At 53.3% G+C, this 26,294-nt stretch carries 29 protein-coding genes and 1 pseudogene; 18 read left to right on the plus strand and 12 right to left on the minus strand.

Annotation, left to right across the window (positions count from 1 at the left end):
* Positions 1–4: 4 nt before the first annotated feature.
* From QMZ65_RS15955 to mazF, 3 genes are all read left to right on the plus strand, one after another.
* Positions 5–1,093, plus strand: coding sequence for a mechanosensitive ion channel family protein (locus QMZ65_RS15955; protein WP_097118754.1), 1,089 nt, complete (start codon positions 5–7; stop codon positions 1,091–1,093).
* Between the two features lie 113 nt (positions 1,094–1,206).
* A complete protein-coding gene (locus QMZ65_RS15960; protein WP_058961633.1) occupies positions 1,207–1,452 on the plus strand; it encodes an AbrB/MazE/SpoVT family DNA-binding domain-containing protein in 246 nt (81 codons plus the stop codon).
* Positions 1,452–1,784: an endoribonuclease MazF gene (gene mazF / locus QMZ65_RS15965; RefSeq protein WP_097118753.1), complete on the plus strand. Its 333-nt coding sequence runs from the start codon at positions 1,452–1,454 to the stop codon at positions 1,782–1,784. Before QMZ65_RS15960 ends, mazF begins: the two co-directional genes overlap by 1 nt.
* Positions 1,785–1,821: 37 nt before the next feature.
* Here mazF and QMZ65_RS15970 read toward each other — a convergent pair whose 3' ends face one another.
* The 5 genes from QMZ65_RS15970 to QMZ65_RS15990 all read right to left on the minus strand — a co-directional run bounded on the left by QMZ65_RS15970 (position 1,822) and on the right by QMZ65_RS15990 (position 6,119).
* Positions 1,822–2,040 (minus strand): hypothetical protein, encoded by a 219-nt coding sequence (locus tag QMZ65_RS15970; RefSeq protein ID WP_409566158.1) that lies wholly within the window; start codon positions 2,038–2,040, stop codon positions 1,822–1,824.
* A gap of 101 nt (positions 2,041–2,141) precedes the next feature.
* Positions 2,142–2,633, minus strand: a complete 492-nt coding sequence (locus QMZ65_RS15975; protein ID WP_283216323.1) for a GNAT family N-acetyltransferase — start codon at positions 2,631–2,633, stop codon at positions 2,142–2,144.
* Positions 2,634–2,733: 100 nt separating this feature from the next.
* The gene (locus QMZ65_RS15980; RefSeq protein WP_283216324.1) at positions 2,734–3,759 is read right to left on the minus strand and encodes a Gfo/Idh/MocA family protein; all 1,026 of its coding nucleotides are present in this window, start codon (positions 3,757–3,759) and stop codon (positions 2,734–2,736) included.
* 119 nt (positions 3,760–3,878) lie between these two features.
* Entirely contained in the window at positions 3,879–5,060 is a 1,182-nt protein-coding gene (locus QMZ65_RS15985) for an NAD(P)/FAD-dependent oxidoreductase (protein ID WP_283216325.1), read from the minus strand.
* Between the two features lie 117 nt (positions 5,061–5,177).
* Positions 5,178–6,119, minus strand: a complete 942-nt coding sequence (locus QMZ65_RS15990; RefSeq protein ID WP_211728688.1) for a 2-hydroxyacid dehydrogenase — start codon at positions 6,117–6,119, stop codon at positions 5,178–5,180.
* Between the two features lie 241 nt (positions 6,120–6,360).
* Here QMZ65_RS15990 and QMZ65_RS15995 point away from each other — a divergent pair, with 241 nt between their 5' ends.
* Genes QMZ65_RS15995 through crtB form a run of 5 tightly spaced genes read left to right on the plus strand, consistent with a single transcriptional unit; the run spans position 6,361 to position 12,125 of the window.
* Entirely contained in the window at positions 6,361–7,266 is a 906-nt protein-coding gene (locus tag QMZ65_RS15995; RefSeq protein WP_097118748.1) for a polyprenyl synthetase family protein, read from the plus strand.
* Between the two features lie 14 nt (positions 7,267–7,280).
* Positions 7,281–8,552, plus strand: a complete 1,272-nt coding sequence (locus QMZ65_RS16000; RefSeq protein WP_283216326.1) for a glycosyltransferase — start codon at positions 7,281–7,283, stop codon at positions 8,550–8,552.
* Positions 8,552–9,718 carry a lycopene beta-cyclase CrtY gene (gene crtY / locus QMZ65_RS16005; RefSeq protein WP_283216327.1) on the plus strand — a complete coding sequence of 389 codons (1,167 nt, stop codon included), beginning with the start codon at positions 8,552–8,554 and terminating at the stop codon, positions 9,716–9,718. The genes QMZ65_RS16000 and crtY overlap by 1 nt, the downstream gene beginning before the upstream one ends.
* A complete protein-coding gene (locus QMZ65_RS16010) occupies positions 9,718–11,199 on the plus strand; it encodes a phytoene desaturase (RefSeq protein WP_283216328.1) in 1,482 nt (493 codons plus the stop codon). Before crtY ends, QMZ65_RS16010 begins: the two co-directional genes overlap by 1 nt.
* On the plus strand, positions 11,196–12,125 hold the full coding sequence (gene crtB, locus QMZ65_RS16015; protein ID WP_283216329.1) for a 15-cis-phytoene synthase CrtB: 930 nt from the start codon (positions 11,196–11,198) through the stop codon (positions 12,123–12,125). Before QMZ65_RS16010 ends, crtB begins: the two co-directional genes overlap by 4 nt.
* On the opposite strand, the gene QMZ65_RS16020 is transcribed toward crtB, so the two are convergent.
* Positions 12,064–12,594 (minus strand): sterol desaturase family protein, encoded by a 531-nt coding sequence (locus tag QMZ65_RS16020; RefSeq protein WP_058962012.1) that lies wholly within the window; start codon positions 12,592–12,594, stop codon positions 12,064–12,066. The genes crtB and QMZ65_RS16020 overlap by 62 nt on opposite strands.
* A gap of 154 nt (positions 12,595–12,748) precedes the next feature.
* On the opposite strand from QMZ65_RS16020, the gene QMZ65_RS16025 reads away from it, so the two are divergent.
* The 3 genes from QMZ65_RS16025 (at position 12,749) to QMZ65_RS16035 (ending at position 14,619) form a co-directional block, all read left to right on the plus strand.
* Positions 12,749–12,988: a type II toxin-antitoxin system CcdA family antitoxin gene (locus QMZ65_RS16025; RefSeq protein ID WP_058962011.1), complete on the plus strand. Its 240-nt coding sequence runs from the start codon at positions 12,749–12,751 to the stop codon at positions 12,986–12,988.
* 2 nt (positions 12,989–12,990) lie between these two features.
* The gene (locus tag QMZ65_RS16030) at positions 12,991–13,299 is read left to right on the plus strand and encodes a CcdB family protein (RefSeq protein ID WP_058962010.1); all 309 of its coding nucleotides are present in this window, start codon (positions 12,991–12,993) and stop codon (positions 13,297–13,299) included.
* 129 nt (positions 13,300–13,428) lie between these two features.
* Positions 13,429–14,619 carry a CynX/NimT family MFS transporter gene (locus tag QMZ65_RS16035; RefSeq protein WP_211728692.1) on the plus strand — a complete coding sequence of 397 codons (1,191 nt, stop codon included), beginning with the start codon at positions 13,429–13,431 and terminating at the stop codon, positions 14,617–14,619.
* A gap of 2 nt (positions 14,620–14,621) precedes the next feature.
* Here QMZ65_RS16035 and sfnG read toward each other — a convergent pair whose 3' ends face one another.
* Complete coding sequence (gene sfnG, locus QMZ65_RS16040) at positions 14,622–15,710, minus strand: dimethylsulfone monooxygenase SfnG (protein ID WP_058962009.1); 1,089 nt, start codon at positions 15,708–15,710, stop codon at positions 14,622–14,624.
* Between the two features lie 217 nt (positions 15,711–15,927).
* On the opposite strand from sfnG, the gene QMZ65_RS16045 reads away from it, so the two are divergent.
* Positions 15,928–16,380: a GNAT family N-acetyltransferase gene (locus QMZ65_RS16045; RefSeq protein WP_058962008.1), complete on the plus strand. Its 453-nt coding sequence runs from the start codon at positions 15,928–15,930 to the stop codon at positions 16,378–16,380.
* On the opposite strand, the gene QMZ65_RS16050 is transcribed toward QMZ65_RS16045, so the two are convergent.
* On the minus strand, positions 16,373–17,254 hold the full coding sequence (locus tag QMZ65_RS16050; protein WP_283216330.1) for a LysR family transcriptional regulator: 882 nt from the start codon (positions 17,252–17,254) through the stop codon (positions 16,373–16,375). The genes QMZ65_RS16045 and QMZ65_RS16050 overlap by 8 nt on opposite strands.
* A gap of 129 nt (positions 17,255–17,383) precedes the next feature.
* Between QMZ65_RS16050 and QMZ65_RS16055 the strand changes: the two genes are divergently transcribed.
* The gene (locus QMZ65_RS16055) at positions 17,384–18,229 is read left to right on the plus strand and encodes an MBL fold metallo-hydrolase (RefSeq protein ID WP_283216331.1); all 846 of its coding nucleotides are present in this window, start codon (positions 17,384–17,386) and stop codon (positions 18,227–18,229) included.
* Here the strand turns inward: QMZ65_RS16055 and QMZ65_RS16060 are convergent.
* The 3 genes from QMZ65_RS16060 to QMZ65_RS16070 form a co-directional block, all read right to left on the minus strand.
* Positions 18,226–18,576 (minus strand): ArsR/SmtB family transcription factor, encoded by a 351-nt coding sequence (locus QMZ65_RS16060; protein WP_058962005.1) that lies wholly within the window; start codon positions 18,574–18,576, stop codon positions 18,226–18,228. The two genes, QMZ65_RS16055 and QMZ65_RS16060, sit on opposite strands and share 4 nt — an antisense overlap.
* An 87-nt stretch (positions 18,577–18,663) precedes the next feature.
* Positions 18,664–19,605 (minus strand): sugar phosphate isomerase/epimerase family protein, encoded by a 942-nt coding sequence (locus tag QMZ65_RS16065; protein ID WP_283216332.1) that lies wholly within the window; start codon positions 19,603–19,605, stop codon positions 18,664–18,666.
* Between the two features lie 8 nt (positions 19,606–19,613).
* On the minus strand, positions 19,614–20,792 hold the full coding sequence (locus tag QMZ65_RS16070) for a Gfo/Idh/MocA family protein (protein WP_283216333.1): 1,179 nt from the start codon (positions 20,790–20,792) through the stop codon (positions 19,614–19,616).
* A 453-nt stretch (positions 20,793–21,245) separates the two neighbouring features.
* Here QMZ65_RS16070 and QMZ65_RS16075 point away from each other — a divergent pair, with 453 nt between their 5' ends.
* The 5 genes and pseudogenes from QMZ65_RS16075 (at position 21,246) to QMZ65_RS16095 (ending at position 25,531) form a co-directional block, all read left to right on the plus strand.
* A complete protein-coding gene (locus QMZ65_RS16075; RefSeq protein WP_283216334.1) occupies positions 21,246–22,259 on the plus strand; it encodes a LacI family DNA-binding transcriptional regulator in 1,014 nt (337 codons plus the stop codon).
* Between the two features lie 17 nt (positions 22,260–22,276).
* The gene (locus QMZ65_RS16080) at positions 22,277–23,101 is read left to right on the plus strand and encodes a sugar phosphate isomerase/epimerase family protein (RefSeq protein WP_283216335.1); all 825 of its coding nucleotides are present in this window, start codon (positions 22,277–22,279) and stop codon (positions 23,099–23,101) included.
* A 273-nt stretch (positions 23,102–23,374) separates the two neighbouring features.
* Complete coding sequence (locus tag QMZ65_RS16085; RefSeq protein ID WP_283216336.1) at positions 23,375–23,947, plus strand: gluconate 2-dehydrogenase subunit 3 family protein; 573 nt, start codon at positions 23,375–23,377, stop codon at positions 23,945–23,947.
* Positions 23,931–24,215, plus strand: a pseudogene (locus QMZ65_RS16090) (GMC oxidoreductase); the annotation flags it as partial. The gene QMZ65_RS16085 and the pseudogene QMZ65_RS16090, both read left to right, overlap by 17 nt.
* Positions 24,216–24,217: 2 nt before the next feature.
* A complete protein-coding gene (locus QMZ65_RS16095; protein WP_283216337.1) occupies positions 24,218–25,531 on the plus strand; it encodes a cytochrome c in 1,314 nt (437 codons plus the stop codon).
* Between the two features lie 252 nt (positions 25,532–25,783).
* Here QMZ65_RS16095 and QMZ65_RS16100 read toward each other — a convergent pair whose 3' ends face one another.
* Positions 25,784–26,248 (minus strand): heme-degrading domain-containing protein, encoded by a 465-nt coding sequence (locus tag QMZ65_RS16100; RefSeq protein ID WP_034830236.1) that lies wholly within the window; start codon positions 26,246–26,248, stop codon positions 25,784–25,786.
* Positions 26,249–26,294: the final 46 nt, after the last annotated feature.

Here is a 26,294-nt window from a genome sequence, read left to right on the forward strand (position 1 = left end):
AATAATGCCATCGATATTTGATGAGTTATCTGACGCCCCTTCATGGGTGCCTGCTGTGTTACTTGTCACCCTTTCGCTTGTCGCAGGTTTTTTGGCTCGTTTTTTACTGCTTAGATTTATACGTTACTGGCAGGATCGCGACAGGAAATTATTCAAATCACTTGAGAAGCATCTTCGTGGTTCAATGTTTCTATTTATTCCACTGATGTTAATCAACGTCGGAGCCGAGTATGTAAATATTCACCCCGATTCGCTTTCGTTCATTACCCCCACGCTGAATGTTTTCATAATATTGTCATTGTGCTCGATTTTAATAAGATTGACCAACGTCGCGCAGGACATGCTATTTATTCGCTATGATATTAATCTGTCAAACAACCTGCGCGCCAGGAAGATTCGCACCCAGATCATTTATGTCAAAAAGGTCGCGATTGTCCTCCTTGTATCATTCTGCCTTTCTCTAATTCTTATCAGCATTCCCGGCGTGAGAAAATTCGGCACCACTATCCTCGCCGGAGCTGGGGTGGCCGGCATCATTATCGGTTTTGCATTGCAGAAATCACTGGTTAATTTGTTTGCTGGCATTCAGATCGCTTTCACACAACCGATCAAAATTGATGATGCGGTTGTGGTTGAAAATGAATGGGGTTGGATTGAGGAGATCAACCTGACCTATGTCGTAGTGCGTATCTGGGACCTGCGCCGACTGGTGCTGCCAATTACCTACTTTACCGAGAACGCCTTCCAGAACTGGACGCGCAATAATGCCCAAATATTGGGTTCAGTATTTCTATATCTTGATTACTCGATGCCACTCGAACCGCTGCGTCAGCATTTTGAAAAAGTCTTGAGTGAAACCAAACTTTGGGATCAACAAACGCAGGTGCTTCAGGTGACTGATACTACGGACAAAACCATGACGATTCGTTTATTAATGACCGCACAAAACTCCCCAACCGCCTGGGATTTACGCTGCTATGTGCGTGAGAAGATGATTGAGTTTATTCAACAGAATTACCCGCAGAGTCTTCCTCATGTGCGGGCGACGTTGACCGAGACTGGAGTATCTAATAGCACGAAAACGTTATCTTAGATGATACGCTTTCCTGCGTTTAAAGGTGGCAGCTCAAGCGGTAATGATGTAGCTACGTTGTATCAACCTTAACGATGATATACAGTGTATCGACATTTCGCAGGAGGTTGGTTATGACCACGGTGACGTTAAAAAAATGGGGCAATAGTCCTTCAATCCGCATCCCTGCCAGCGTAATGCAATCTGCTGCGCTGAGTGTTGACGACAAACTGGAACTCAGCGTGGAAGATGGCAAGTTGATACTTGTCCCGGTGAGAGAAAAGGAGTATTCCCTTGATGCTCTGCTGGACGGCATCACTGAAGATAACGTCCATGAAAAAATTGATTTTGGACCTTCAGTTGGCAAGGAATTGCTCTAATGGTTTCACGTTTTGTACCCGATGCCGGAGACCTGATCTGGCTGGATTTTGACCCTACACTGGGGCACGAGCAGGGTGGACATCGCCCTGCTGTCGTCCTAAGTCCTTTTGCCTATAACAACAAAGTGGGCATGCTGCTTTGCGTTCCCTGCACCACTCAGGCCAAGGGTTATCCCTTTGAAGTCAACTTGTCAGGCGCACGTGAGAGTGTCGCGCTGGCTGATCAGGTGACCAGCATTGACTGGCACGCCCGAAAAGTGGTGAAAAAAAGCCATGTCACATCGAATGAACTGGCTGAGATTCGCGCCAAGGCGAAAGCGCTGATTGGATAAGCACGAAAACTTGCAGCCTGAAGCCGGCAGTTGTTCTTCAGTGCCCACGCCGCGCCCGCATCATCGCCAGCCTGAACTGGCGGACATCTTGTGGCGTCCAGCAGCGGCAGGACAACGGCGCGGTATCGTCAACCGCGGCGGGTAGCGGGACTTTCTCTAGCGTGCCACGATTGCAAATCGCACAGGCTAAAGTGGCGGAGGGCACGCCAAGATAGCGCGCCACCTCCGGCAAGGTCATCAGTGTAGTACGCATCATAACCTCCTCGTTGCATGTGATTTAACTGACATGGTTGAGCAGTTTTCAGCGTAATTTTATGATCGCGATCAGGTGATGAATTATTTTTGGTTAAAAAATAATCACAGCGTCATCAGCATCTCGTGCCACGCCATGCCGCCGTGATCGGACGCCGAAGGTTTGATGTACTGATAGCCGAACTTCTTATACAGATCAACGTGATGGGTTTTGCACATCAAATGAATGGTCTGCTTATCCATCTGCTTCATAAGCTTGATAAACTGTTGCATCATCATTGTGCTGTAACCTTTACCCTGATAAGCCGGATCGAGCACCACTGACATAATTACCACGTTAGGTGCTGCAGGATCGTGCCCGATTAACTCCTTAAATTCCTCATCTGACATCACCACATCCCAGGCGCAACCTGCATTGATAAAGCCAATGACTTGACCCTCGTTTTCAAGGCACATAAACCCTTGAGGATAGTGTGCTATACGGGTTGCGATTTTTTCGCGCGTGGCAGCCTCATCGCCTTCGTAGGCATTAATTTCAATGGCATAGCAGCGATCAACATCGGCTAAGGTGGCACTTCGAAACTTTAGATTCGACACAACAGACCTCTAAACATAACATCTCGTGAGCGCCATATTAGCAGGGTGTCATGGGGAAAGGTTAAGAGAATAGAGCGCTGCATTGCTGCAGCGCTACCGTTTAAATCACTTCCACAACCCGATTTTCACGTGCGCTAACAAAAGCAGCATCCAGTACCGCCAGGACTTCAATCGCCTGCTCTGGCGTCACCGGAGGCTCACTGCCATCGCGTACCGCTTGAGCAAAAGCTTCGTAATAGGCGTGATAGGCACCTTGTTCAGAAGGCACCCGTTCTGAGCCTTGCGGCGTATTAAGTGTGCCCCAGCACTCAGGCTGCTCATAGCCCCATGCATCCCGATCGTCCGCCGGACGCTGGCCCGCAAAAATGGCCTGCGCCTGCACATCCGTCCCTTGTGAAACAAAGCTACCGGCATCGCCATACAGACGAAACTCACGGCAAACAAAGCGATTCAGTTTGGTGGCGGAAAGATAGGATTTAGTCCCGTTTTGATGAGTGAGCGTCAGCACAAAACTGGCGTCGGTCGGCCCTTCCGGCAGGTCGATAATATCCAGCTGAGCATAAACTGATTTTACCGGACCCAACAGGAACAGCGCCTGATCAACAATATGACTGCCTAAATCACGCAGCAGGCCGCCAGTTTCGCCGCCTTCGAGGGTATTGGCATCGTCAAAATCCATACGATTATGCAAACGCCACACTTTTCCCACGCGATTTTGCTCAATCAGTTTTTTCAGCGTGCGCACATCATGGTCAAAACGACGGTTGTGATACACGCTCAGTACGACGCCTTTCGCTTTCGCGGCATTGGCCAACTCACGCCCCGTTTTCGCGTCGGGTGCAAAGGGTTTGTCGGCAATCACCGCCACACCCGCAGCAATCGCTTCCAGCACCAGTTCGCGGCGCGTTTGCGGTGGTGTCGTGATCGTGACGGCATCGACACCTGCCACCAGCATGTCGGTCAGGCTGGCATAGATCGGAATGTCGGGAAAATCCGCTCTCACGCGTGCAATAGTGGCTGGCGCACGCGCCACGATGCCCGCTAACTCCACGCCCTCAGCCGCATTAATGAATGGCGCGTGAAAGTGTTTGCCGCCCGTTCCATAGCCCACGATACCGATTTTCATGCTGCCTCCTTGTGATAGAGGAGAGTGGTAAGGCAATCAGTAATAACATAATCGCAACAACTAAAACTGCTCGCTCACGCAAAAATGGCACAAAAATATCATTTTTAGGAAAAATGGCTTTACTGTGCCGCAGGGAAGTTGCGCTTAATCGGCGCAAAGTCACTGGCGTTTTTGCCTAACAATCGCTGAGGGCGGAAATCTGCCAGTAACTCACTGGCCTGATCCTGCACCAGTTCCTGCGCCACCAGCTTGCCAATCAACGGTGACAATGTGATTCCACTGTGTGTCACTGCCACATATACACGCTGATGAGGCGTGACGTAGCCAATGGCAGGTAATCCATCCGCCGGTCTGGCGCGTTGACCAATCACAATGTTCTCAATCTGCAATTCGCCTGCATCTGCAAACAACGCGTGGTAGCGATCGCGGAACTGCTGGGCAATATCGCCATGGAGCGAAGGTGGCGAGGCAGGATCGGTAAGATCGTCCAGTTCCAGTGCTTGTAATAACAACCGCCCGCCGCCATCCGGGCGCACGTTGAGCTGAGGAGAGATTAAATTGGTTGCCAGCGAGAGCGGCTGTGGCGCCGTGCGTGCCAGGAAACTACAGGCCACCGCGTTGGGTTTGCTGGTATCGAGCAGCGCCAAATCAAGATTAAGGGTGTTAAGCAGTTGATTGGCCCAGCGCCCGGTGGCAATCACCACGTGATCACCCTGCCACTGTTCACCGTTTACCAGATGCAGCGTGACGCCATCAGCTTGTTCGCTAAGACGTTCAATCGCATGTTGTTGATGCAATACCGCCCCATTGGCACGCGCTTCAGACCAGAGTCGCGAGAGATACAGCGTCGGATGCAATACCGATTCCGTTGGGAAATGCCAGACGCTGCCACTTACCGCCTGTGAACGCAGATCCGGCACTTCACGCTGCAACGCATCCGGTGTCACCTCATGCGCGGGATAACCCAGCGATTGCAGGGAGGTAACACGCCGCAGTAGCCTCTGCTGCGCCTCGCCTTCTGACGCCCACTCCCAGGTACCACAGGTTTCCAGCCAGCGCAGACCATTGGTTTGCGAAAGCTGCAAACGAGTATGTTCTTCCATAGCGAGGGCATTGAGCTGGTGATAACTGAGGGGTTGTTTACCATTGGAGTTGACCCAGGCGAAGGTGGTGCTGCTGGTGCCGGCACCAATATGCTGCTGCTCAAAAATCGTAACCTGTACGCCCTGCAAGGCTAATGCGCGCGCCACCGCTAAACCGATGACGCCGCCGCCCACTATCGCAATCTTTTGAGTTGTCATGAATGGCTCCTGAATGAATAGCCCTATCATAACAACGTTCATCGGCAGAGATTGCAATTGCTATATAACGCTTACTGCGCAGGATATAAGAAAATCCTCTGATGCCAGAGAATAAATTTATATCGTTGTCAGCATTTTCCCATTTGAGAAATAGGCCAGCAAATTCTCCAGCACATTATTCGCCATGCCTTCACGGGTTTCATGGGTGGCACTCGCAATATGTGGGGTTAATAACACATTATCTAATTCACGCAGCGCAGGATGAATAATCGGTTCTTGTGGGAAAACATCCAGCGCGGCGCCTTTTATCACACCCTGCTGCAATGCCTGGATAAGATCGTTTTCATTCACCACCGTACCGCGTGCAATGTTGATCAGCACACCCGATTTCCCCAACGCCGCCAGCACTTTTGCGTCCACCAGCTGGATATTTTCCGGGCTACCCGGCAGCGCCAGCACCAGGAAATCACTGAACGCCGCCAGCTGTTCTATGTTCTCACAGCGTTGGTAAGGCACATCTTTTTGACTGCGCGCGGTGTAAGCGATCTCCATACCGAATGCCTCAGCACGCCGGGCAATCGCAAGACCAATCGCACCCAAACCCGCAATGCCCATGCGTTTCCCGCTGGCTTTACTGGAAAGTGAAGTAGCGGTATTTTCCCACGCGCCAGAGCGGGCGAACTGATGATTGGCCACCAGGTTGCGTGAAAAAGCTAAGGTCAACGTCATGGCTAAATCGGCGACATCATCGGTAAGAATATCGCTGGTGATGCTCACCTGAATATCATGTGCAGCGGTGTAATTCAGGTCGATACGATCGGTTCCCACCCCAAACACCGCAATCGCTTTACAGGCCGGCACCTGTTCCAGAATCGACGTTTCTACCCCCACGTCACCGCGGGTCACTATGCCTTGAATCTCTTTGCCCTGGCGCTGAAGAAATAGCGCAGGGTCCTGCTCATTATATAAACGATGACAATGAAAATGTTGCGAGAGTTTTTCGTCCAGCTGCGGCATCAGTGGCTGAATAATCAGAATATGAGGTTGCGAAGACATCATTATTTTCCTGGATGGATAAGCGTGTCGTTTCAGACTACCGGATGAATTTATGTTACGGCACCCTTGTTACTTTTTTCGCTAATACGATCACGGGGAAAGTGCAATGAATCCTGGTGGAGAATCAGGTTTTATTTCGGATCTGTTTTTACCGTAATGCGTTGAGCGCGCTGGCGAACTCACCTTACGCAGTCTACGGTTAATAAAAAAACCATAACAATTCAACTTACCATGGAAAGCCGCTATGACCGCCCATGTCGACATCACCGCAAGCCCGGAACACGAACTACACTCTTTGCAGCAATTATTGCAGACGCATCTTGAGCAACTGCTGCCTGCGGGTCAGCCGAGCGATCAAGTTCGTGCCGCCATGCGCGCCGGTGCACTGGCACCGGGTAAACGCATTCGTCCACTGCTGCTGCTGTTGGCTGCGCGAGATATGGGCAGCAAAGCATCGCAACAGGGCATTCTTGATCTCGCCTGCGCAGTTGAAATGGTGCATGCCGCGTCGTTGATCCTCGATGATATTCCATGCATGGACAATGCTCAGATGCGACGCGGGCGCCCAACGGTGCATCGCGAATTTGGCGAAAGCGTGGCGATTCTGGCGGCGATTGCCCTGCTGAGCCGCGCCTTTGAAGTGATCGCCGTTGCGCCAGGTTTAGCCGCCCTGCAGAAATCAGAGGCGATTGCCGAACTCTCTTCTGCCGTGGGTTTACAAGGTTTGGTGCAGGGTCAATTCCAGGATCTGCATCAGGGCGCGCAATCGCGTAGCCCGGAAGCCGTCGCATTAACCAATGAACTCAAAACCAGCGTGCTGTTCCGAGCCACCTTGCAAATGGCGGCGATTGCCGCGGAAGCAACCCCCGCTATGCGCCAGAAGCTCAGCTATTTCGCGCAGGATTTGGGTCAGGCTTTCCAATTGCTCGATGATCTCGCCGACGGCAGCAAACACACCGGCAAGGACATTAATCAGGATCAGGGTAAATCGACGCTGGTACAGATGCTCGGTTCTGAAGGTGCTGAGCGCCGCTTGCGTGAACATCTGCGCAGTGCCGATGCGCACCTCGCCTGCGCCTGCCATCGTGGCATAGCGACCCGCCAATATATGCACGCCCTGTTTAATCAACAGCTGGCGATGTTTCACTGATCGCGGGACTGCCGATGGGGCACTTTGCCGTGATTGCGCCGCCACTGTATAGCCATTTTCACGCGCTGCAGGCGTTGTCACAGACGCTGATTGCGCGCGGTCATCGCATCACCTTTGTGCAACAGGATGATGCACGTCTCCTGCTAACGGATGAATGTATAGGATTCAGCACCGTAGGTGAGCGCAGCCATCCCGCCGGTTCTCTGGCACGGGTGTTACAGCATCTGGCCTCGCCCCTTTCGTTATGGCGGGTAATCAGTGATATCGCCGCCAGCACCGATATGTTGTGTCGTGAACTGCCTGCGCGTTTAACCTCGTTGCAAGTCGATGGTGTGATTGCCGATCAGATGGAAGCGGCGGGTGGCTTAGTGGCAGAAGCGTTGCACCTTCCCTTTGTTTCAGTGGCCTGCGCGCTGCCGGTGAATCGCGAGCCTGGCATACCGCTGGCGGTGATGCCGTTTCGCTTTGGTCAGGATGAAAAATCACTGCAACGTTTTCAGGCCAGTCAGGATATTTATGATCGCCTGATGCAGCGCCATGGCGCGGTGATCAGCCACCATGCGCAACGATGGGGTTTACCCGATCGCCACAGCCTGCATCAATGTTTGTCACCGCTGGCGCAGATTAGCCAACTCGTTCCGGCATTTGATTTTCCGCGCCAGCATCTGCCCAGCCATTTTCACGCTGTGGGTCTGCTGCAGGCATCGAATCCTCCCCGCAGTGCCAGCGCGCCCTGGCCAGAATTGCGACAGCCGGTGGTTTATGCCTCTTTTGGCACCTTGCAAGGTCATCGTTTTCGCTTGTTCCTGCATCTGGCAAAAGCGTGCCGCAACCAGCAGCTCTCGTTGGTGATTGCCCATTGTGGCGGTTTGGACGCCAATCAGGTGCAGCAGCTTAAGCGCGCCGGTGCGGCGTGGGTGACGGATTTTCTCGATCAGCCAGCCGCGCTGCAACATGCGCAGCTGTTTATCACCCATGCCGGACTCAACAGCACGTTAGAGTCACTGGAATGGGGCACCCCGATGCTGGCGCTGCCGCTGGCCTTTGACCAACCCGGCGTGGCGTCACGTATTGCCTGGCACGGTGTCGGTCATCGCGCGTCTCGCTTTAGCCGCGTGCATCAGCTGGAGCAGCACCTGCAGCAACTGTTGACGGATGACGGCTATCGGCTGCGTATCTCGCCGATTCAGGCGCAGCTGCAGCGCTCAGGCAGTTGCGAGCGCGCCGCTGATATCGTTGAGCAGGCATTGGGGCAACACCGTGTTGTGCTGGCGGAGGCGACCTGATGCCCGAGAATTATGACGTGATTTTAGTGGGGGCCGGCCTGGCTAATGGCTTGATTGCGCTGAAGCTGCGTCAGCGCCAACCCCAGTTGCGCATTCTGATGCTGGAAAGTCACGCGCATCCGGCAGGTAATCATACCTGGTCCTTTCATCAGGACGATCTCAGCCCCAATCAGCTACAGTGGCTGCAACCGTTGATTGCCCACCGCTGGCCCGGCTATCAGGTGCGATTCCCTTCACTGCGCCGCAATCTCAGCGGAGAATATTGCTCAATCACCTCTGCAGATTTTGCCCAACGGCTTTATGAGGTCATGGCGGATGATCTCTGGATCAATACCCCGGTGAATGAGGTGCGCCCCACTCAGGTCACCCTGGCCGACCATCGCGTACTGCATGCTGCGGTGGTGATTGATGGTCGCGGCCTGCAACACACGCCGCATCTGCAACTCGGCTATCAAGCCTTTATCGGTCAGGAGTGGCATCTGGCTAGGCCTCACGGTTTAACACAACCGATCTTGATGGATGCGACAGTGGATCAACAACAGGGCTACCGCTTTGTTTACACCTTACCGCTGAGTACAGATCGTCTTTTAATTGAAGATACGCACTACATTAATCAGCCCACGCTGACAGAGCACACCGCGCGGCTGAATATCGCCGATTACGCCAAAGCGCATCACTGGAGCTTGAGCCTTCTGCTGCGTGAGGAGCAAGGTTCACTGCCAATAACATTGAGTGGCGATATTGATGCCTTTTGGCTGCAACAGCGTGGTCAACCGTGCAGTGGATTGCGCGCCGGTTTGTTTCACGCCACCACGGGCTACTCGTTGCCCACAGCACTGGCGCTGGCTGAACGCATTGCCCAACTGTTGCCCTGTGATGCGACAACGCTCAGTCGCGCCATCGAACAGTTTGCACACGAGCAGTGGCGAACACAGCGTTTTTTCCGGCTGCTCAATCGAATGCTGTTCTTGGCCGGGCACCCGGACCAGCGCTGGCGTGTCATGCAGCGCTTTTATCGGCTGAATGCCGGATTAATCAGCCGCTTTTACGCCGGGCAACTCCAGCTCGGCGATAAAGCGCGCATTTTATGTGGCAAACCGCCGGTGCCGATTGGCGAAGCGGTGCGCGCACTGATGACGACCTCTTCTAAACCAGGGAAGAAATAATGACACGTACTTATGTGATTGGCGCCGGTTTCGGCGGCCTGGCGCTGGCTATCCGGCTGCAGGCAGCTGGCATTCCTACCACGCTACTTGAGCAGCGCGATAAACCCGGCGGACGCGCCTACGCATGGCAGGAACAGGGCTTTACTTTTGATGCCGGACCGACAGTGATCACCGACCCGACAGCGATTGAAGCGCTGTTTACGCTGGCCGGTAAATCGCTCAGTGATTATGTTGAATTGATGCCGGTTACGCCTTTCTATCGCTTATGCTGGGAAGACGGCAAACAGCTCGACTATGACAATAATCAACCGTTGCTGGAGCAGCAAATTGCCCGCTTCAACCCGGCCGATGTCGCAGGCTATCGGCAGTTTCTCGCCTATTCACGCGAGGTGTTCAAAGAGGGTTATCTTAAGTTGGGGACTGTGCCTTTTTTGCATTTCCGTGACATGCTGCATGCTGGCCCTCAGTTAGGCCGCTTGCAGGCCTGGCGCAGCGTTTACAGTATGGTGGCAAAATTTATACAGGACGATCACCTGCGTCAGGCATTCTCTTTTCACTCGCTGCTGGTTGGCGGTAATCCTTTTGCAACGTCCTCGATCTATACCTTGATTCATGCGCTGGAACGCGAATGGGGCGTATGGTTCCCACGTGGCGGCACGGGAGCGCTGGTGCAAGGCCTGGCTAAGCTGTTTACCGACATGGGTGGCGAATTGTTGCTCAACGCCGAAGTGAGTCAGCTTGAAACCCAGGGCAATCGCATAAGTGGCGTACATTTGAAAGATGGTCGCCGGTTTGCAGCTAATGCGGTGGCGTCGAATGCCGATGTGGTGCATACCTATGATCGGTTGCTGCGTGGGCATCCTGCCGCCAGCAAACGTGCGGCCTCACTGAAACGTAAACGCATGAGCAATTCGCTGTTTGTACTCTATTTCGGTCTGAATCACCCGCATTCACAGCTGGCGCATCATACCGTGTGCTTTGGCCCGCGCTATCGTGAGCTGATCGACGAGATTTTTAACAGCAGCCAGCTTTCAGACGATTTTTCGCTTTATCTGCATGCACCCTGCTCCAGCGATCCATCACTGGCTCCGGCAGGCTGTGGCAGTTTCTATGTATTGGCACCGGTGCCGCATCTCGGCACGGCGGCGATCGACTGGCAACAGGAAGGACCGCGTTTACGCGACCGCATTTTTGCTTATCTGGAGGAGCACTATATGCCGGGACTACGTCAGCAACTGGTTACGCACCGCATGTTTACGCCGTTTGATTTTCGCGACACGCTGCATGCCCATCAGGGTTCAGCGTTTTCGCTGGAACCGATTTTGACGCAGAGCGCATGGTTCCGCCCACATAACCGCGATGCGGATATCGCCAACCTCTATCTGGTTGGTGCTGGCACACATCCCGGCGCCGGGGTACCCGGTGTGATTGGCTCGGCGAAAGCCACTGCGCAACTGATGCAGGAGGATCTCGCTGGATGAATCGCCAACCCCTGCTAGAGCAAGTGACTCAGACCATGGCGATCGGCTCAAAGAGTTTTGCCACGGCCGCGAAACTGTTCGATGCGCCCACGCGGCGCAGCACGCTGATGCTGTACGCGTGGTGTCGCCACTGCGATGACGTGATTGATGGACAAACGCTGGGCGAAGGCGGCACACAACATGTGGTAGAAGATGCCGAAGCGCGCATGCTGCATCTGCAAATTGAAACCCGCCGTGCTTACAGCGGTGCGCACATGGATGAACCCGCGTTCAAAGCATTCCAGGAGGTGGCGTTAATTCACCAGTTGCCGCCACAGTTGGCGTTTGATCACCTGGAAGGCTTTGCGATGGATGCGCGTGAGGCGCGCTACGTGACGTTCGACGATACTCTGCGCTACTGCTATCACGTCGCGGGAGTGGTGGGCCTGATGATGGCCCGTGTGATGGGCGTCCGTGACGAAGCGGTGCTGGATCGCGCCTGCGATCTGGGGCTCGCCTTCCAGCTCACCAACATTGCCCGCGACATCGTTGAAGATGCGCAGAATGGGCGCTGCTATCTGCCGCAAAGCTGGCTGGACCAAGCGGGCTTAACCGGCCAGAATCTGGCCGATCCGCAACATCGCGCTGCCCTGGCACCACTGGCCGCGCGACTGGTGAGCGAAGCAGAACCCTATTATCACTCTGCTCTTTCCGGCTTACCCGGATTGCCGCTGCGCTCCGCATGGGCCATCGCCACTGCACGCGGCGTCTATCGTGAAATTGGGGTGAAGGTGCAACATGCAGGCGCACATGCCTGGGATGCGCGACAACGCACCAGCAGCGGCGAAAAACTGGCGCTGCTGGTGAAAGGTGCTGGCTTGGCGCTTACTTCACGTTTGACTCGTCCGGAGTCGCGTCCTGAGGGGTTGTGGCAGCGTCCGCGTTAACGGATTTATGCCGCTGTCGCAGCGCCGCCTGCAACTTATGCAAAGGCGGCGCATAAAGAAAGCCGAATGAGACGCACCCCTCGCGGCCCCGCACCGCATGATGCATGCGGTGCGCCATATACAGACGCTTGAGATAACCTTTGCGCGGGATATAGCGGAACGGCCAGCGTTGATGCACCAGCCCGTCATGTACCATGAAATAGAGTGCGCCGTACAAGGTTACGCCCGCACCAATCCATTGCAGCGGCCAGTAGCCGTTTACGCCGATGTAGATCAGCGCAATCGCCAAGAACATAAACACCACGGCATAGAGATCGTTGAGTTCAAATTTGCCGTCGTGCGGTTCATGGTGTGATAAATGCCAGCCCCAGCCCCATCCGTGCATGATGTACTTATGCGACAGTGCCGCCACCACTTCCATCACCACCACTGACGCCAGCAGGATCAGCGTATTCCATAACCAAAGCATCGTGCATCCATTTGTGTTGAACAGAGGCTTTAAAAGTGGACGCGGATAGGTCGAGAGGCAAGTCAATAACGTTTATTTTTGTTGGATTGATGGCAATTGAGTTTTCATCCATACTCATCGACATTGCTACACGTGTAGTCCACACGGGGGATTTATGCCTAATACCAGTGTAAACCAGAAGAAAACCGTCAGCGTCACCGTCGAACCCATGCTATTGCAACAAGCCAGAGAGGCCGGTTTAAACTTATCCGCGATTCTTGCTGAGGCTTTGCGACAAGAAATACGGGTAGCCGCTGCAGAAAAATGGAAACAAGAAAATAGTGCCGGTTTACAGGAACTGAACCGCATAACTGAAGAGCATGGTTTATTGTCGGATGAACACAGGACGTTCTAAATATGCAGTACATGATTTATAACAACACCAGTAAAAACAGTGCTTACCCTTATCTGGTCGATGTTCAAAGCGATATCATTGATCAGCTCACAACGCGTATTGTCATTCCTTTGTACCCTATGAATCGACTTAAGGCTGGTCAGGTAAAACGGCTTAACCCCGTCATCGAAATTGAGGGAGAAGGCTATCTCGTCATGACCCATGAAATGGCAAGTGTGCCCGCATCTCTGTTAGGAAAACAAGTGATGGATGCGCGCCCTTATCGCCAGCAAATCAAAGATTCTATTGATTTTATCTTTGATGGATTTTGAAACTTTACATGTCAAACGTCCCTCGTTAGTATTCCCCTCCTCAGCGGAAATGAACTGCTGCGTAAGCGTTAACGTCAATCAACGCACCATATGCAGAATCGTTCTGCCTCAACTCTATGGTGCGCAAATATGTCCCATACCACTATTGCCCAAAATCCAGCCCTGCGACGCGCGGGTTTTTTTTTGTTTCTGTTGCTGCTTACTGCTGCCAACCTGCGCACGCCGATCACCGCCACCGGCCCCATACTGGAGAATATCCGCGCCAGTTTTGGTCTGAGCGCCAGTGCCGCAGGCGTGATCAACTTTTTACCGCTGCTGATGTTTGCCACGCTGGCACCGCCTGCCGCCTGGTTTGGTAATCGCTTTGGCCTGGAACGCAGTTTGTGGGGCTCGCTGCTGCTGATCACGCTGGGGTCGTTGCTGCGCATTACCGGCAGTGAAAATGCCATGTGGGCGGGCACGCTAATTCTGAGCTCCGGTATTGCCGCCGCTAACGTGCTGTTGCCCCCGCTGATCAAGCGTGACTTTACTGAGCACACGGCACGCTACATCGGGTTGTATGCCATGGTGATGGGGATTTCAGCCAGTATTGCATCAGGGATTGCGGTGCCGCTGGCTGAAATCAGCTCCGCAGGTTGGCGTCTGTCGCTCGCGGTGTGGCTGGTGCCCGCGTTTATCGCACTGCTCGCCTGGCTACCTTATCTGAAAAAGTCGGGGCCGCAGGTGCACGCCGCAGCAACCCACAGCGTGACGCGATCGCCCTGGCGCTCAGCATTGGGCTGGCAAGTTTCGCTGTTTATGGCCAGTCAGTCACTGCTGTTCTATACCCTGATTGGCTGGTTCACCCCGTTTGCGCAAGACAACGGTATTAGCCAGATTGAGGCAGGCGGCATGCTGTTCGTCTATCAGATCGTCGCTATCGTCTCCAATCTCGCCTGCATGAGCGCCCTCAAACGCCTGAAAGATCAGCGCGCTATTGGCTTTATCGCTTCATTCCTGATCTTTGTTGCGGTGGTCGGCTTGCTGCTGCTGCCGTCATGGTCACTTTTGTGGCTGATTCTGGCAGGATTGGGCGCAGGCGCGTCACTGGTGATCAGTCTTTCACTGTTTAATCTGCGCACCCAGGATCATCGCCAGGCATCAAAACTCTCCGGCATGGCGCAGTGCGTCGGTTACGGGCTGGCGGCACTTGGCCCGCTGTGTTTCGGTATGCTACATGATGCCAGCGGTAACTGGCTGGTGCCGCTGATCATGTTACTGGCGGTTACCGTGGTTCAGATGATGATGGCGCTACTGGCGGGCCGCGCCCGCCATATTTGATATCAGGCGGAGACCCGGCTTTCCTGACGTTCCAGTTCACGCACTCGCGGAATCACCTCGCGGCCAAAGAACTCAACGTCCTCATGGAAGTGCAAAAAGGCCAGCAGCAATAAATCGACGCCTGCCTGCTTCAACGCCATGATGCGCTCAGCGATCTGTTGTGGGGTGCCAATTAAATTGGTCTTAAAGCCGTCGTTATACTGCACCAGATCTTCAAACGACGATTTTGCCCAGTTGCCCTCACCTTCCGGTGACGCACTTCCCGCGTTTTTTACTTCATGCTGGAAACCTTTAACGGCATCCGGATTGGCTTTGGCGATGATTTCCTGCAGGACGGACTGTGCTTCCTGCTCTGTATCGCGGGCGATGACAAAACCGTTTAAACCAATTTTAACCTGATGTCCTTGCGTGATGGCTTTCACCTGAATGTCTTCAATTTGCTGCTGAACGCCCTCCGGCGTATTGCCGTTGGTGAAGTACCAATCCGACACGCGTGCCGCCATATCACGCGCTGCACGGGAACTGCCGCCCTGGAAGATTTCAGGTAAAGGTAAAAGAGGTTTGGGTTTTAATGCGTAATCGCGGAAGCGATAGAAGTCTCCGGCAAAGGTGAAGCTGTCTTCACGCCAGATACCTTTAAGGCAATGGATAAATTCTTCAGACCGTAGGTAACGCTCTTCATGATCGAGCCAGGGTTCGCCAATCGCTTTAAATTCGCCCCGGAACCAGCCGCTGACAATGTTAACGGCAATGCGTGGACCGTAAAGATGGCTGATGGTAGCGATCTGCTTGGCGGCCAGCACGGGATTCCATGGGCCGGGCAGCAGCGCGGCAATCACTTTGAGCGTTGAGGTATGGCTCAGCAAGTCCTGTGAGAAGGTCACCGATTCATGCTGGTTATCTGCACCGTATCCGGCAGTAAATCGGATCTGCGTCAGGGCATAGTCGAATCCTGCCTTTTCAGCGATTTTTGCCAGTTCGCGATTATACTCCGCGTCCCAACGGGTGCGCTGTTCAATCTGACTGATCACCAATCCACCGGACACATTGGGCACCCAGTACGCAAATTGCAGGGGTTTCTTATCTGACATCGGCTTCTCCTGTCGATATATAGCTTAAAAATATGAATTTCAATCAAGTTCTATCTTTTCGATATATAAAGGGTAATGCAGCAGCTGTGCCAGATTTTCATGAATTTAAGCAGTTGATTTTATTGAGATGGGAGCGTTACTTAACGGGTGAGAAGTTGCAAATACAACAGCCGTTGTAAAACGCCCGTCGCCATTGCAACAGTGAGAGGAGAAGAAATTGAATCTGCGCGTTGAAACCATCACCCCGTATGTCCCCGGATTTTCGTCACTCAAAGCGGAGAGCATCGACCTGGGTTTCAATATGCTTCGCAGGCTCGATGATAATTGGCGCAACGGCACCAATTGTTTCGATCTCCCTGGCGAAAAACTATTGGGGCTGTTTTCATGCCATCAACTGATTGGTGTTGGCGGGCTGAATCAGGACCCATTCATGACAAATTGTCGGGCTGGCAGGGTTCGTCATCTCTATTTAGGTCAATGTTATCGCGGCATGGGGCTGGGAACGTTGTTACTGCAACAGATCATTCAGGATGCGGTCATCCATTTTGCTCTGATCAATACCCATGCACCGCACGCAGCGTATTCCTTCTATGAACGGTTGGGTTTTCATTGCTTAGCGGATCAGGATATCAGCACGCATCGGCTACAGCTCATTGCCGCGACTAAGTGAGCGCATCCCTCCTCGGTAGCGCGTCAATAAACTCCCGAATCTGCGGCCTGTTATCGTCCTTCCGCCACACAGCATATAAGATTATCTCCAGCGGTAACCACGGCAGCATCACCAGTGAAACGGTATCTGCGACCCGACTCGCCAGGCTTTGTTGAATGAAGGTAAACCCCAGGCCCGCTTCCACGCAGGCCAGGGCAGCCAGCGGCCCGTTCACCTCAAAGGTAATATCCGGCTGGAAACCCGCTTGCTCACATGCAGCCAGTAAGCGGGCGCGCGCAGCTGGATTGAGGTGCGCATGATCGGCTATCCAGCGCTGTTTTTGTAAATCTGCCGGTGTGGGTGTAGCGATGGTTTGTGCTTTTGGCATGACTAACAGAATCGGTTCCGTCAGCACTTTGTTCTGCAAAAACCAGTCGCCCTTTTCGGGAGGGGTATGCAGTAGCGCTACATCCAGCGCCCTTTCCTCAAGTAATTCGCGTTGTTGCTGGGATCGCATCGCGTGCAGATGGATAGCGGTGCCGCTTTGCTGATCAATCCGGGCAATGGCATCTGGCAGTATGCGCGAATGTATCGCCGCCTCAACATAACCAATATCCAGACGCCCCCTGGCCGTCTGCGTCAGGCTGCGGCCATAATCGGTGAGACGCGCATGATGTTGCAGAAAAGGCGTGACCTCATCCAGAAATTTTCGCCCTGCTTCCGTCAATCGCAGACGCTTTTTCTCACGATGAAACAGCGTGACGCCGAGTTCACTCTCAAGTTGTTGAATTTGCCTGCTCAGCGGGGATGCCGAGATATGCAGCTTTTCCGCCGCCTGACCGACATGTTCCAGCAGCGCCACAGTAGCAAAAGATCGCAATAATTTAATGTCCACAGCTTTTTCGGTCTCAACTCAGTCGAAAAGGATGATAGTCACACCCGCCGGTTCCCTGCAATATTTCATTGCTGATGCAGCTTAATGATTAAACAGCGTTTTCTCTTTCGGTGAAGAACAAAGGCGGTAATGATGGTCAAACATTTCTCCTCACAACGCGTGGGTCACTATCTGGTCACGGCTATCAGTGATGGCACCATGAAAGCCAGCCTTACGCTGCTCTCCGGCATTGATATCCCCAGCGCAGAGTCAATTCAAGCGCAATCGGGTATCGATGTGCCGGGTGATATTCATATTTACTGTTATCTGATTCGCGGTGAAGGACGCACGATCTTGATTGATAGCGGCATGGGCGCCGTCAATCATATTGGCGGGGAATTGCAGCCTAATCTGTTAGCGCTGGGTGTTAACCCCGACGCCATTGATACTCTGTTGCTCACGCATTGCCATCCCGATCATATTGGCGGCTTACTAACAGCCAACGGTCAACCTGCCTTTGTTAATGCGCAACTTTATCTCTCTACGGCTGAAGCGGCATTTTGGCGGGATGATGAAAAGCTTGAAACAGCCAACGAACGCACTCAGAGAAATGCCTTGCTGGTGCGTCGTACGCTCGAGGCCTATCGGCCCAGCCTGCACCTGATTGAGCAGGATAATATCACTGCGGATATCCAGGCTATCAGTCTGCCAGGCCATACGCCGGGGCATACCGGATATCTGATTGATTCCGACAATGAACGTCTACTGATCTGGGGCGATATTGTGCATTACCCGCATATCCAGTTAGCCCGACCAGACGTTTCCATTTCCTTTGATAACGATCCGGCACTGGCTGAAACCACGCGCAAAGCGATTATCGAACAGGTTTCAAGGGACAAAACGCGGGTAGCAGGCATGCACTTTGGCGCATCCGCATTTGGCTATATTGAGGGTGATGTGCGCTCCGGCTATCTGTTGCGGCCAAAAACGGATTAAGACGCTGAGCTGTGAAAGTCGTTGACGGTGCCACGCGTCAGACCATCCTGCGTGGTCGCCGTAAGAAATGCGTCCAGCAGCCCGGGGAAGCGTGCGTCCAGGTCGTCACGACGCAGTGACAAGAGGTTTTCACGGCCTGAAGGTTTCTGCCAGATGACGCCACTGTCGCGCAGTACGCGCCAGTGATGCGTTAGAGTGGATTTGGACACGCCCTTCAGCAGCGATCCGCACGTGTGCTCACCCCCCTCAGCCAGGATAGCGACCACACTCATGCGCAGGGGATTGCCGAGCGCGGCCAATACATTTTCCAGACGGATTTCATCGCGCTGCGGGTGATTTTCCAGCATAGGCTGCCTCATGATAGTTCGTATAAACACGAAGTATCGGGCAGCGGATGCGGGATGTACAGCGCGGCAGCACACCGCGCTCAACGCCTACTGACTGATGGTCTGTTTCAACGCGGCAATCGATGAGGTGATGCCCGCTTCCACCGACATGGTGAGATCTTCCATTTCCAGTGAGACCCAGTCGTTGTAGCCCATCATACGGACCACCGAGAAGAACTCCTTCCACCATTGCAAATCCTGGCCGCAGCCCACAGCAACGTAGTTCCAGGCGCGGTTTGCCACATCCTCCACCGGTTTGGTTTCCAGCAGACCGTTGATATTGACCAGACCCCGTTCCATCCGCACATCTTTACCATGGCAGTGATGAATCGCCGGCCCCAGCGCCCGAGCTGCGGCAATCGGATCGGCGCCCATCCACAGTAAATGGCTGGGATCAAGGTTCAGCCCTACCATGTCGCCCACCGCATTGCGCAGCCGGAACAGGGTCTCTGGATTCCACACCAGCATGGAGCTGAAGTTCTCCAGCGCAAATTTCTCGACCCCACTTTGCTTCGCACGCGCCACCAGCCCTTGCCAGTAAGGGATCGCCACTTCATTCCATTGATAGTCGAGGCAGTTTTTCAGTGTCGGCGGCCAGCTCACGGTATAGGTGATCCAGTTGGGAATGGTGTCATGCGGGCTGGCAGGCGGTAACCCACTCATCATGACGATTTTCTTCACCCCTAACTCACCCGCCAACGCCAGGGCATTCTCGGTATCGCGTTTATGTTTCTGCCCCAGTTCACCAGGAGCCAGCGGATTGCCCGATACATTCAGGGCGGCAATCGACATCCCACGCGTTTCCAGTGCTTTCAGCAGGTTTTGACGCTGCGTGGCACTACCCAGTAACGCTTCTGTCGGCAAATGCGGTGCAGAAGACCAGCCACCCGTCGTCATTTCAACGCCGTAAACGCCCAGTTCCAGCAGTTTGTCTAGCATTTGCTCAAACGGCAGATGCCCCAGGCTGTCGGTACAAAAAGAGAGTTTCATGGCAGTCCTTATTGGTAGTTGACCCAGGTCGCGCCGTTGTCGGCAGAACGAACACAGTTTTCAATCCAGCGCACGCCTTCCAGCCCGGCATTAATGTCGGGATAGATCAGGTTATCAAGCGTGTGCTGATCGCCACGCTGGGTGGCACTGATAGCGATGGCAAATTTGAGGTAGATGTTGGCCCAGGACTCGGCCAGGCCTTCAGTATGCAATGCACCCTGACGCTCATCCGCCAGCGCACTTTCATGCAAATACGGCATACCGTGATGCATCAGTTGATTTGGCTGGCCCTGCACTTCGTATTTCAATTCGCCCGGGTTGTAATCACTCCACTCCAGACTGGCGCGTGAACCGATAATGCGGATGCTTTGGCTGTCCATTGAACCGGCGTTGATCGATGACGCCCACATGCGCCCTACCGCCCCGTTGTCGTAATGCATCAGCACCATCGCGTTGTCTTCCAGCGGTGCGCGTGAGGGAATAAAGCTTTGGCGATCGCACAGCAGCGATTTGACTTTCAGCTGCGGCAGCACCAGCTGCGAGATGTAGAAGGTGTGAGTGGAGATATCGCCCAGTACAAACGAGGGACCAGCGATTTTTGGATCGACACGCCATTTCTGTGCTTCGCTAAATTTATCGGCACTGTCATTGGCGCTGAAGCCGTGGGTATATTGCAGCTCAACCATACGCACTTCGCCGATCTCGCCGTTGGCGATCATGGCTCGCATCTGCATCAACAATGGATGGCCGGAGAAGCCGTATGTCACGCCGACGATGAGCTTTTTTGCCTCTGCCAGTGCTTTAATCTCCTGCGCTTCCGCGCTGGTGAAGAACAGCGGTTTTTCACAAATCACATGAATACCGGCATTCAGCGCCGCTTTCGTGATCTCATAATGGGTGCCATTGGGGGTGGCGATTGATACCACTTCCACCCCATCGTCACGCTTTGCCTCTTCCTCAAGCAATTGCTGGTAGTTGTCATAACAACGTTCCGGCGCAAGTCCAAGATTGACGCCAAATTCGCGCCCACGTGTAGCATCAATATCAAAGGCGCTGGCTACCATCTGGTAGGCGGTATTGTCACGCAAGGCACCGGACCGATGTTTATAACCCACCTGACTCAGGCGGCCGCCACCGATCATTGCCCAGCGGAGCGGGCGTGGAATGTGTTTTTCACCATTTAACATAGTCACTCCTGTTTTTGCACCCGGGTGCAAATTAGGTTGAGGGTAGATGTTCTTATCTGTTATTGCCGATTCTTGTTATTTATTCACGCACTGGAATCCATTGCACTGCACGTACTGCCGTACTTCACGAGATGCTACCGAGTGCAAATCGCATCAGAATCGGGCATAAAAAGGTTGATTCTTGTGCTTACAAGCGCTGAATGTCAGCGATGCCGACTTTTTAGTCAATCTGGCAACATGCAATTCAGCGAAGAAGATCACAAAAACCGTTAAATTTGCACCCGAATGCAAAACTCATTGCAATCGGGTGCAAAGATCAAACATGGTCGTAACATCATAAAAACAGGGTTATTCAATGTCATTTGCCTCATTTGCCTGCGCTTAGGTGTTTATTTTCAGTTGGCTTTCACGTTCAATGCAGGGGACTCCGCCTTTTATCCCTACGCAGGTGCTATGAATAAACCAACAAAGAAGCCCCACAAAGCCACAGCAAGTGATGTCGCACGACTTGCCGGCGTCTCAAAATGGACCGTATCCCGCGCTTTCACGCCCGGTGCATCCATCTCTGACAAGGCGCGTGAACAGATATTGAAAATCGCCGCAGAATTGGGCTATCGCCCTAACCTGCTGGCGCGCAGCCTGTCGCAGAAGAAAACGCACATTATCGGCGTGGTGATCGATGAGATGAAGAATCCTCACTCGATGCTGATGCTCGACATGGTCACACGTCAATTGCAACAGCGCGGCTATATGGCGTTGTTACTGAATATTGGTAGCGGAAAAAATTACAGCGCCGTGCTGACGCTCGCCGATCAGTTGCAAGTGGATGGCCTGCTGTTTCTCGGCACCGTGTTAACCGACGAACTGATTAGCGTGGCGCGCGAGATGCATCAGATTCCGCTGGTGCAGGTGTGCCGAAACAATGACGAGCCCGATATCGATGTGGTGAACGTTGACGGTTTACGCGCGGGTAAACAGCTGGGCGAACTGTTGCTGGCACAGGGCTACACCCGTATCGGCTATATGATGGGACCGGAAACCAGCAGCAATCATACCCAGCGCCTGGATGGCCTAAAGCTGGCACTCCAGGAGGCTGGATTGACGCTGGAGTTACTGCTCACTGCAGGCGAGTACTCTCGTGAGCGGAGTTATGAAGTGCTGAGTGATTATCTCAACGCGCACGCCCCTCAGCAGCGGGTTGACGCCCTGTTTTGCGAGAATGACATTTTGGCACTCGGCGCATTGAAGGCGCTTAAAGAGCATGCAGGCAACCGTTTTATGGCGGTGGTGGGTTTTGATGATATCGATGAAGCCAGTTTGTCCAGCTGGCAACTGACCACGTTTAGCCAGCGATTGGATTTAATTGTCAATGAAGCCCTCAACCGCTTGATTGACGGAAAGGCCACTCCAGGTGGTGTTTGGTCTCAGGGAGAATTGCGCTTACGACGCTCTCACCTGAAACCCTGAGGTAACAAGGAGGAGAGATGAAGTTGCCACTGCATGGTGTTTCTGTCTGGTACAGCAATGCCGTCACTCAGTTACGCATCACCCACGAAACAGGCTACAGCGGACTGGAGATTCTGCCTGAACATCTGTATCGCTATCTGGATAACGGCGGCAGTTACGCAAAATATCGTAATCTGCTGGCGAAGTATCAGATTGAGATCACCTGCATTAATGCTTTGAAGCGGATGGGTCGTTTCCAGCCAGAAGAACGTGCCGCCCTGCTGCGTGAAGCGGAGAAAGTGGTGCAGGCGGCCGTGGAACTGCGCTGCCCGGTGGTACAAATTATGGCGCTGACCGAATTAGATCATCTGCCAGACGCCGCACGTGACGCCATCTTGCTGGAAAACCTCTGCGCCATCGCCGATATCGGCAAGCCACATGGCATTAAATTCCAGATAGAGGTGGTGGCCTTCACTGCCTTCAATTCACTGCGACACGCGCTGGATCTGATTAAACAGAGTGGCAAAGATAACCTTGGCGTGGTGGTCGATTTCTGGCACCTGCACGCCGGCGGTGGCACCACACCGGATGAAGTGGCGCGCATGGACAAGGATTTGATCTACGGTGTGCATTTCTGTGATGGTCGCGCCGCCTATCCGGGCGAAGACTGGGATGAATGGGTCCAGCGCAATTACGCGCTCGGTGAGGGAGATGTTGATATTCCAGCCTGGGTGGCGGCAGTGAAAGCCACGGGATACAACGGCGTATGGTCACCGGAATTATTGAGCCCGCGCAACTGGGAAGATGATCTCTGGGATATTGCCCGTCACAGCATCGACGACATGAAAAAATATATTTATTAAAAATAAAGGAGGCCCGAATAACGGGTTTTCCGTGAAGACATTTGGCAATGGCGGGAAAAATCCAGCCTACGGAATCGCGTGTTGATTAACAACACGCGCATAACGTCTTTCAATACTTTCTGAGAAATCATAATAACGAACATGGATTCGTCGTGGACGGCTGCGCGCTAATTAACGTGTGGCCGGTCTATGTCTGAATGTCCGGAACGTCGTGCTCTGTCAATATTAATCTGCCGTGTCCATCAGACGATGGAATGATCAAGGGAAAGAAGTATGAACCGAAGAGAAGCGCTCTTTTCGCTGAGCGGTATTGTCGCCTCACTTGCCGTGGCACCGCAACTGCGCGCCAAAGAGCTGCACAATGTGCCGCTGGAAACCCAGCTCAGTGCCGACCATTTGCCACAGCCAGCGTGGCAAGACGGTTACCAGGTGCTCACCAACCCACTGGATCGCCAGAATCTACAAGCCATTTTTGATCGTTTAATCCCGGCCGATAAGCCAGGGCCTTCAGCTACTGAAGCGGGCTGTAATGAGTTCCTCGATAATCAGTTAGCGGGGGATTACGGTTCAGGAGCCGCGCTTTATTTGCAAGCTCCACTGCATCCTGAAAACGAAGAAAAAATTATGGGCAGCCCTCAATTTCTTTCCGCACCAAAGGAACGTTATTTAACGGGTTTAAAAGCGCTGGAAAACTGGGCACAAAAAAAATATCAATCCTCCTTCCATGCGTTAAATGCTGAGCAGGTTGATGATTTCCTCACAAAAATGGAAGACGGAAAAATCGATTTGGGGGCACAGGTGAATAGCCAGGCCTTCTTTGAATTAATAGCACATTGTGGTCGATAACCAAGCCGAGAAAAGCTGGAACCCTTACATGCAGCACAGCTCGCACACCATTGGCGGCGCAGTCATGGGTGCCGATCCAAGTACTTCCGCGCTCAACCCATACTTGCAAAGTTGGGATGCGCATAATTTGTTTGTGGTCGGTGCCTCGGCCTTCCCCAACAATGGCGGCTACAACCCAACAGTCACCGTGGGGGCGTTGGCGGTGCGTGCGGCGCAAGCTATCCACCAGAAGTACATCAATAATCCGGCACCGCTGGTGGGGGCATAATCATGGCGAAGGCAAAGAAAATTACCTATACCCTCGCGGCGTTGGCCGTGGTCGCCGCCATTGGCGTGACCGGCAGAATGTGGGTTGTGATGGACAGCTCACGTTCAAATGTGGCTGATGATAAGGTCAGGTTAGCCGATTTCCACAGCAGTGACGCAGATGCCATTAAACGTGGCGAATATGTGATGCGCCTGGCGGATTGCGCGGCGTGCCACAACGCGGACTTTTCCGGCGGCTACAAGATCGACACCCCCTTTGGTGCACTGCAAACCTCCAACATTTCACCCGATCGTGAAACCGGCATCGGCAACATGACGGAGCACGATTTCTTTAATGCGGTCCGTCAGGGACGCGGCGAACACGGCTTCCTTTATCCTGCGATGCCTTACACCGCTTATACGCAGATGAGCGATGCCGACATGCACGATCTCTGGGCCTATTTTTCCGCGCAGAAGCCGGTGAAAAATGCCATCAATGAAAATGCTGGCATGAACTTCCCGTATAACATTCGCCTGGCAATGGCAGGGTGGAACCTGTTGTTCTTTGATAACAGAGCGTTCAAGCCCCAGAGTGCGCAGAATGATGCCTGGAACCGCGGTAAGTACATCGTTGATGGCCCCGCGCACTGTAGTGTGTGTCACACCGCACGTAATGCGTTAGGAGGAGAGATCAGCAGCCAGTATCTGCAAGGTGGCAACTTAGGGACTTGGTATGCACCTGATATCTCGCCGAATCCTCATGCTGGCATCGGAAAATGGAGCGATGAGCAGATCGCGGATTACCTGAAAACCGGCTCCAACGGGGAGAGTGTTGCGGCCGGTCCGATGGCAGAAGCGGTTGAGCACTCAACACAATATTTCAATGACCAGGACCTGAAAGCCATTGCCACCTATTTGCGCAGCCTGCCCGCTTCTGCAACGGCTAAGCCAACTGCATTTGTCATGGATAAGACGAAACACGATCAGGCGGCACTGCGCTATGAGGTGGACTGTTCAGCCTGTCATGGCTTGTCGGGAGAAGGTATCACCGGCATGGTGCCGGCTTTCGCGGGTAACACCGCGATGCAGAATGATCCCACCAACATGATCCATGCGCTGTTAGATGGCGCGCGCGCACCGCACACCGAAGGACGCCCAACGTCTGCCGGCATGCCTGCCTTCTCATGGAAATTGAACGATCAAGAGATGGCAGATGTGCTTAACTACGTGCGCAATTCATGGGGCAACGAGGCTGCCGAGGTGAAAGCCAGCGATGTTGCCACGCTGCGCAAAGCCACGGATGCGGGAGATAAGCTGAAAGTACCGGCAGCGAAATAACGGCTTCTCGTTTTTCATCAACGCGCCGCTATTCCTTTCTGTGCAAAGAATAGCGGCGCAAGCTCTGAAGTGAATTCCGAAAATTGGACACCATGCCAACGAGTAGGGGGTTCAACAATGAGCTGCCGTAAGCATTCACCGGAATTTAAAAAACAGGCCGCTCTGTATCACTCCCCTCATCCAACAACCATTAACATTTTCGCTAAACCGGCTTTCCAGTTTTGTGCTCGATGACGTCTCATTGCGTCGGAATTAGCGCAGCAGTTGGTTGATTCCCCACAGCGCTAAAGCATGATCGTCTTCAGAAGGTAAGCCACTGATGCTAACTGCACCAATGATCGCGCCCTGCGGGCTGAGCAGCGGGAAGGAGCCACCGTGATCGGTGTAATCTTCCTGGCGAATGTTACGCTGCTGCGCCATACGTTCGCCCTTCTGCTCATTAGCGAACCCTACATACATCGAAGAGTGGCCGGTCAACAGCACCGTGTTGCGTTTACGACGCATCCACTCCAGATTTTCGGGCGCGGAACCGGGTAACGCCGCCAGAAACAGCACCTGCCCAAAAGCATAAACTTCGATAGCAATTGGCGCATTCATTTCGCGGCCACGCTGTTGAATGCCCTGACCAATTTGCCAGGCCAAATCGAAATCAAACTGCGGTAAACGGTGCTCAGCTTCCTGCTGTAGCAGGGTTTCTAATGAAGGCAGTGCTGACATTGATAGGATCCTCTCAAAATAAAATTTATTTTCCAATTTTTATAAC

The organism is Pantoea sp. EABMAA-21, from assembly GCF_030053335.1.
Lineage (GTDB): Bacteria > Pseudomonadota > Gammaproteobacteria > Enterobacterales > Enterobacteriaceae > Pantoea > Pantoea communis.

Bases quoted from the DNA above. Each gene is read 5' to 3' on its own strand.
- QMZ65_RS16060 (WP_058962005.1), bottom strand. From the start codon at position 18,576: ATGCTGGAAAATCACCCGCAGCGCGATGAAATCCGTCTGGAAAATGTA.
- QMZ65_RS15990 (WP_211728688.1), bottom strand. From the start codon at position 6,119: ATGATGTCTTCGCAACCTCATATTCTGATTATTCAGCCACTGATGCCG.
- QMZ65_RS16095 (WP_283216337.1), top strand. From the start codon at position 24,218: ATGGCGAAGGCAAAGAAAATTACCTATACCCTCGCGGCGTTGGCCGTG.
- QMZ65_RS15970 (WP_409566158.1), bottom strand. From the start codon at position 2,040: ATGATGCGTACTACACTGATGACCTTGCCGGAGGTGGCGCGCTATCTT.
- QMZ65_RS16080 (WP_283216335.1), top strand. From the start codon at position 22,277: ATGAAGTTGCCACTGCATGGTGTTTCTGTCTGGTACAGCAATGCCGTC.
- QMZ65_RS16065 (WP_283216332.1), bottom strand. From the start codon at position 19,605: ATGAAACTCTCTTTTTGTACCGACAGCCTGGGGCATCTGCCGTTTGAG.
- QMZ65_RS16035 (WP_211728692.1), top strand. From the start codon at position 13,429: ATGTCCCATACCACTATTGCCCAAAATCCAGCCCTGCGACGCGCGGGT.
- QMZ65_RS16030 (WP_058962010.1), top strand. From the start codon at position 12,991: ATGCAGTACATGATTTATAACAACACCAGTAAAAACAGTGCTTACCCT.
- QMZ65_RS15995 (WP_097118748.1), top strand. From the start codon at position 6,361: ATGACCGCCCATGTCGACATCACCGCAAGCCCGGAACACGAACTACAC.
- QMZ65_RS16070 (WP_283216333.1), bottom strand. From the start codon at position 20,792: ATGTTAAATGGTGAAAAACACATTCCACGCCCGCTCCGCTGGGCAATG.
- crtB (WP_283216329.1), top strand. From the start codon at position 11,196: ATGAATCGCCAACCCCTGCTAGAGCAAGTGACTCAGACCATGGCGATC.
- QMZ65_RS16010 (WP_283216328.1), top strand. From the start codon at position 9,718: ATGACACGTACTTATGTGATTGGCGCCGGTTTCGGCGGCCTGGCGCTG.
- QMZ65_RS16055 (WP_283216331.1), top strand. From the start codon at position 17,384: ATGATGGTCAAACATTTCTCCTCACAACGCGTGGGTCACTATCTGGTC.
- QMZ65_RS15980 (WP_283216324.1), bottom strand. From the start codon at position 3,759: ATGAAAATCGGTATCGTGGGCTATGGAACGGGCGGCAAACACTTTCAC.
- QMZ65_RS15960 (WP_058961633.1), top strand. From the start codon at position 1,207: ATGACCACGGTGACGTTAAAAAAATGGGGCAATAGTCCTTCAATCCGC.
- QMZ65_RS15985 (WP_283216325.1), bottom strand. From the start codon at position 5,060: ATGACAACTCAAAAGATTGCGATAGTGGGCGGCGGCGTCATCGGTTTA.
- QMZ65_RS16085 (WP_283216336.1), top strand. From the start codon at position 23,375: ATGAACCGAAGAGAAGCGCTCTTTTCGCTGAGCGGTATTGTCGCCTCA.
- QMZ65_RS16020 (WP_058962012.1), bottom strand. From the start codon at position 12,594: ATGCTTTGGTTATGGAATACGCTGATCCTGCTGGCGTCAGTGGTGGTG.
- crtY (WP_283216327.1), top strand. From the start codon at position 8,552: ATGCCCGAGAATTATGACGTGATTTTAGTGGGGGCCGGCCTGGCTAAT.
- QMZ65_RS16025 (WP_058962011.1), top strand. From the start codon at position 12,749: ATGCCTAATACCAGTGTAAACCAGAAGAAAACCGTCAGCGTCACCGTC.
- QMZ65_RS16075 (WP_283216334.1), top strand. From the start codon at position 21,246: ATGAATAAACCAACAAAGAAGCCCCACAAAGCCACAGCAAGTGATGTC.
- sfnG (WP_058962009.1), bottom strand. From the start codon at position 15,710: ATGTCAGATAAGAAACCCCTGCAATTTGCGTACTGGGTGCCCAATGTG.
- mazF (WP_097118753.1), top strand. From the start codon at position 1,452: ATGGTTTCACGTTTTGTACCCGATGCCGGAGACCTGATCTGGCTGGAT.
- QMZ65_RS16000 (WP_283216326.1), top strand. From the start codon at position 7,281: ATGGGGCACTTTGCCGTGATTGCGCCGCCACTGTATAGCCATTTTCAC.
- QMZ65_RS16100 (WP_034830236.1), bottom strand. From the start codon at position 26,248: ATGTCAGCACTGCCTTCATTAGAAACCCTGCTACAGCAGGAAGCTGAG.
- QMZ65_RS15955 (WP_097118754.1), top strand. From the start codon at position 5: ATGCCATCGATATTTGATGAGTTATCTGACGCCCCTTCATGGGTGCCT.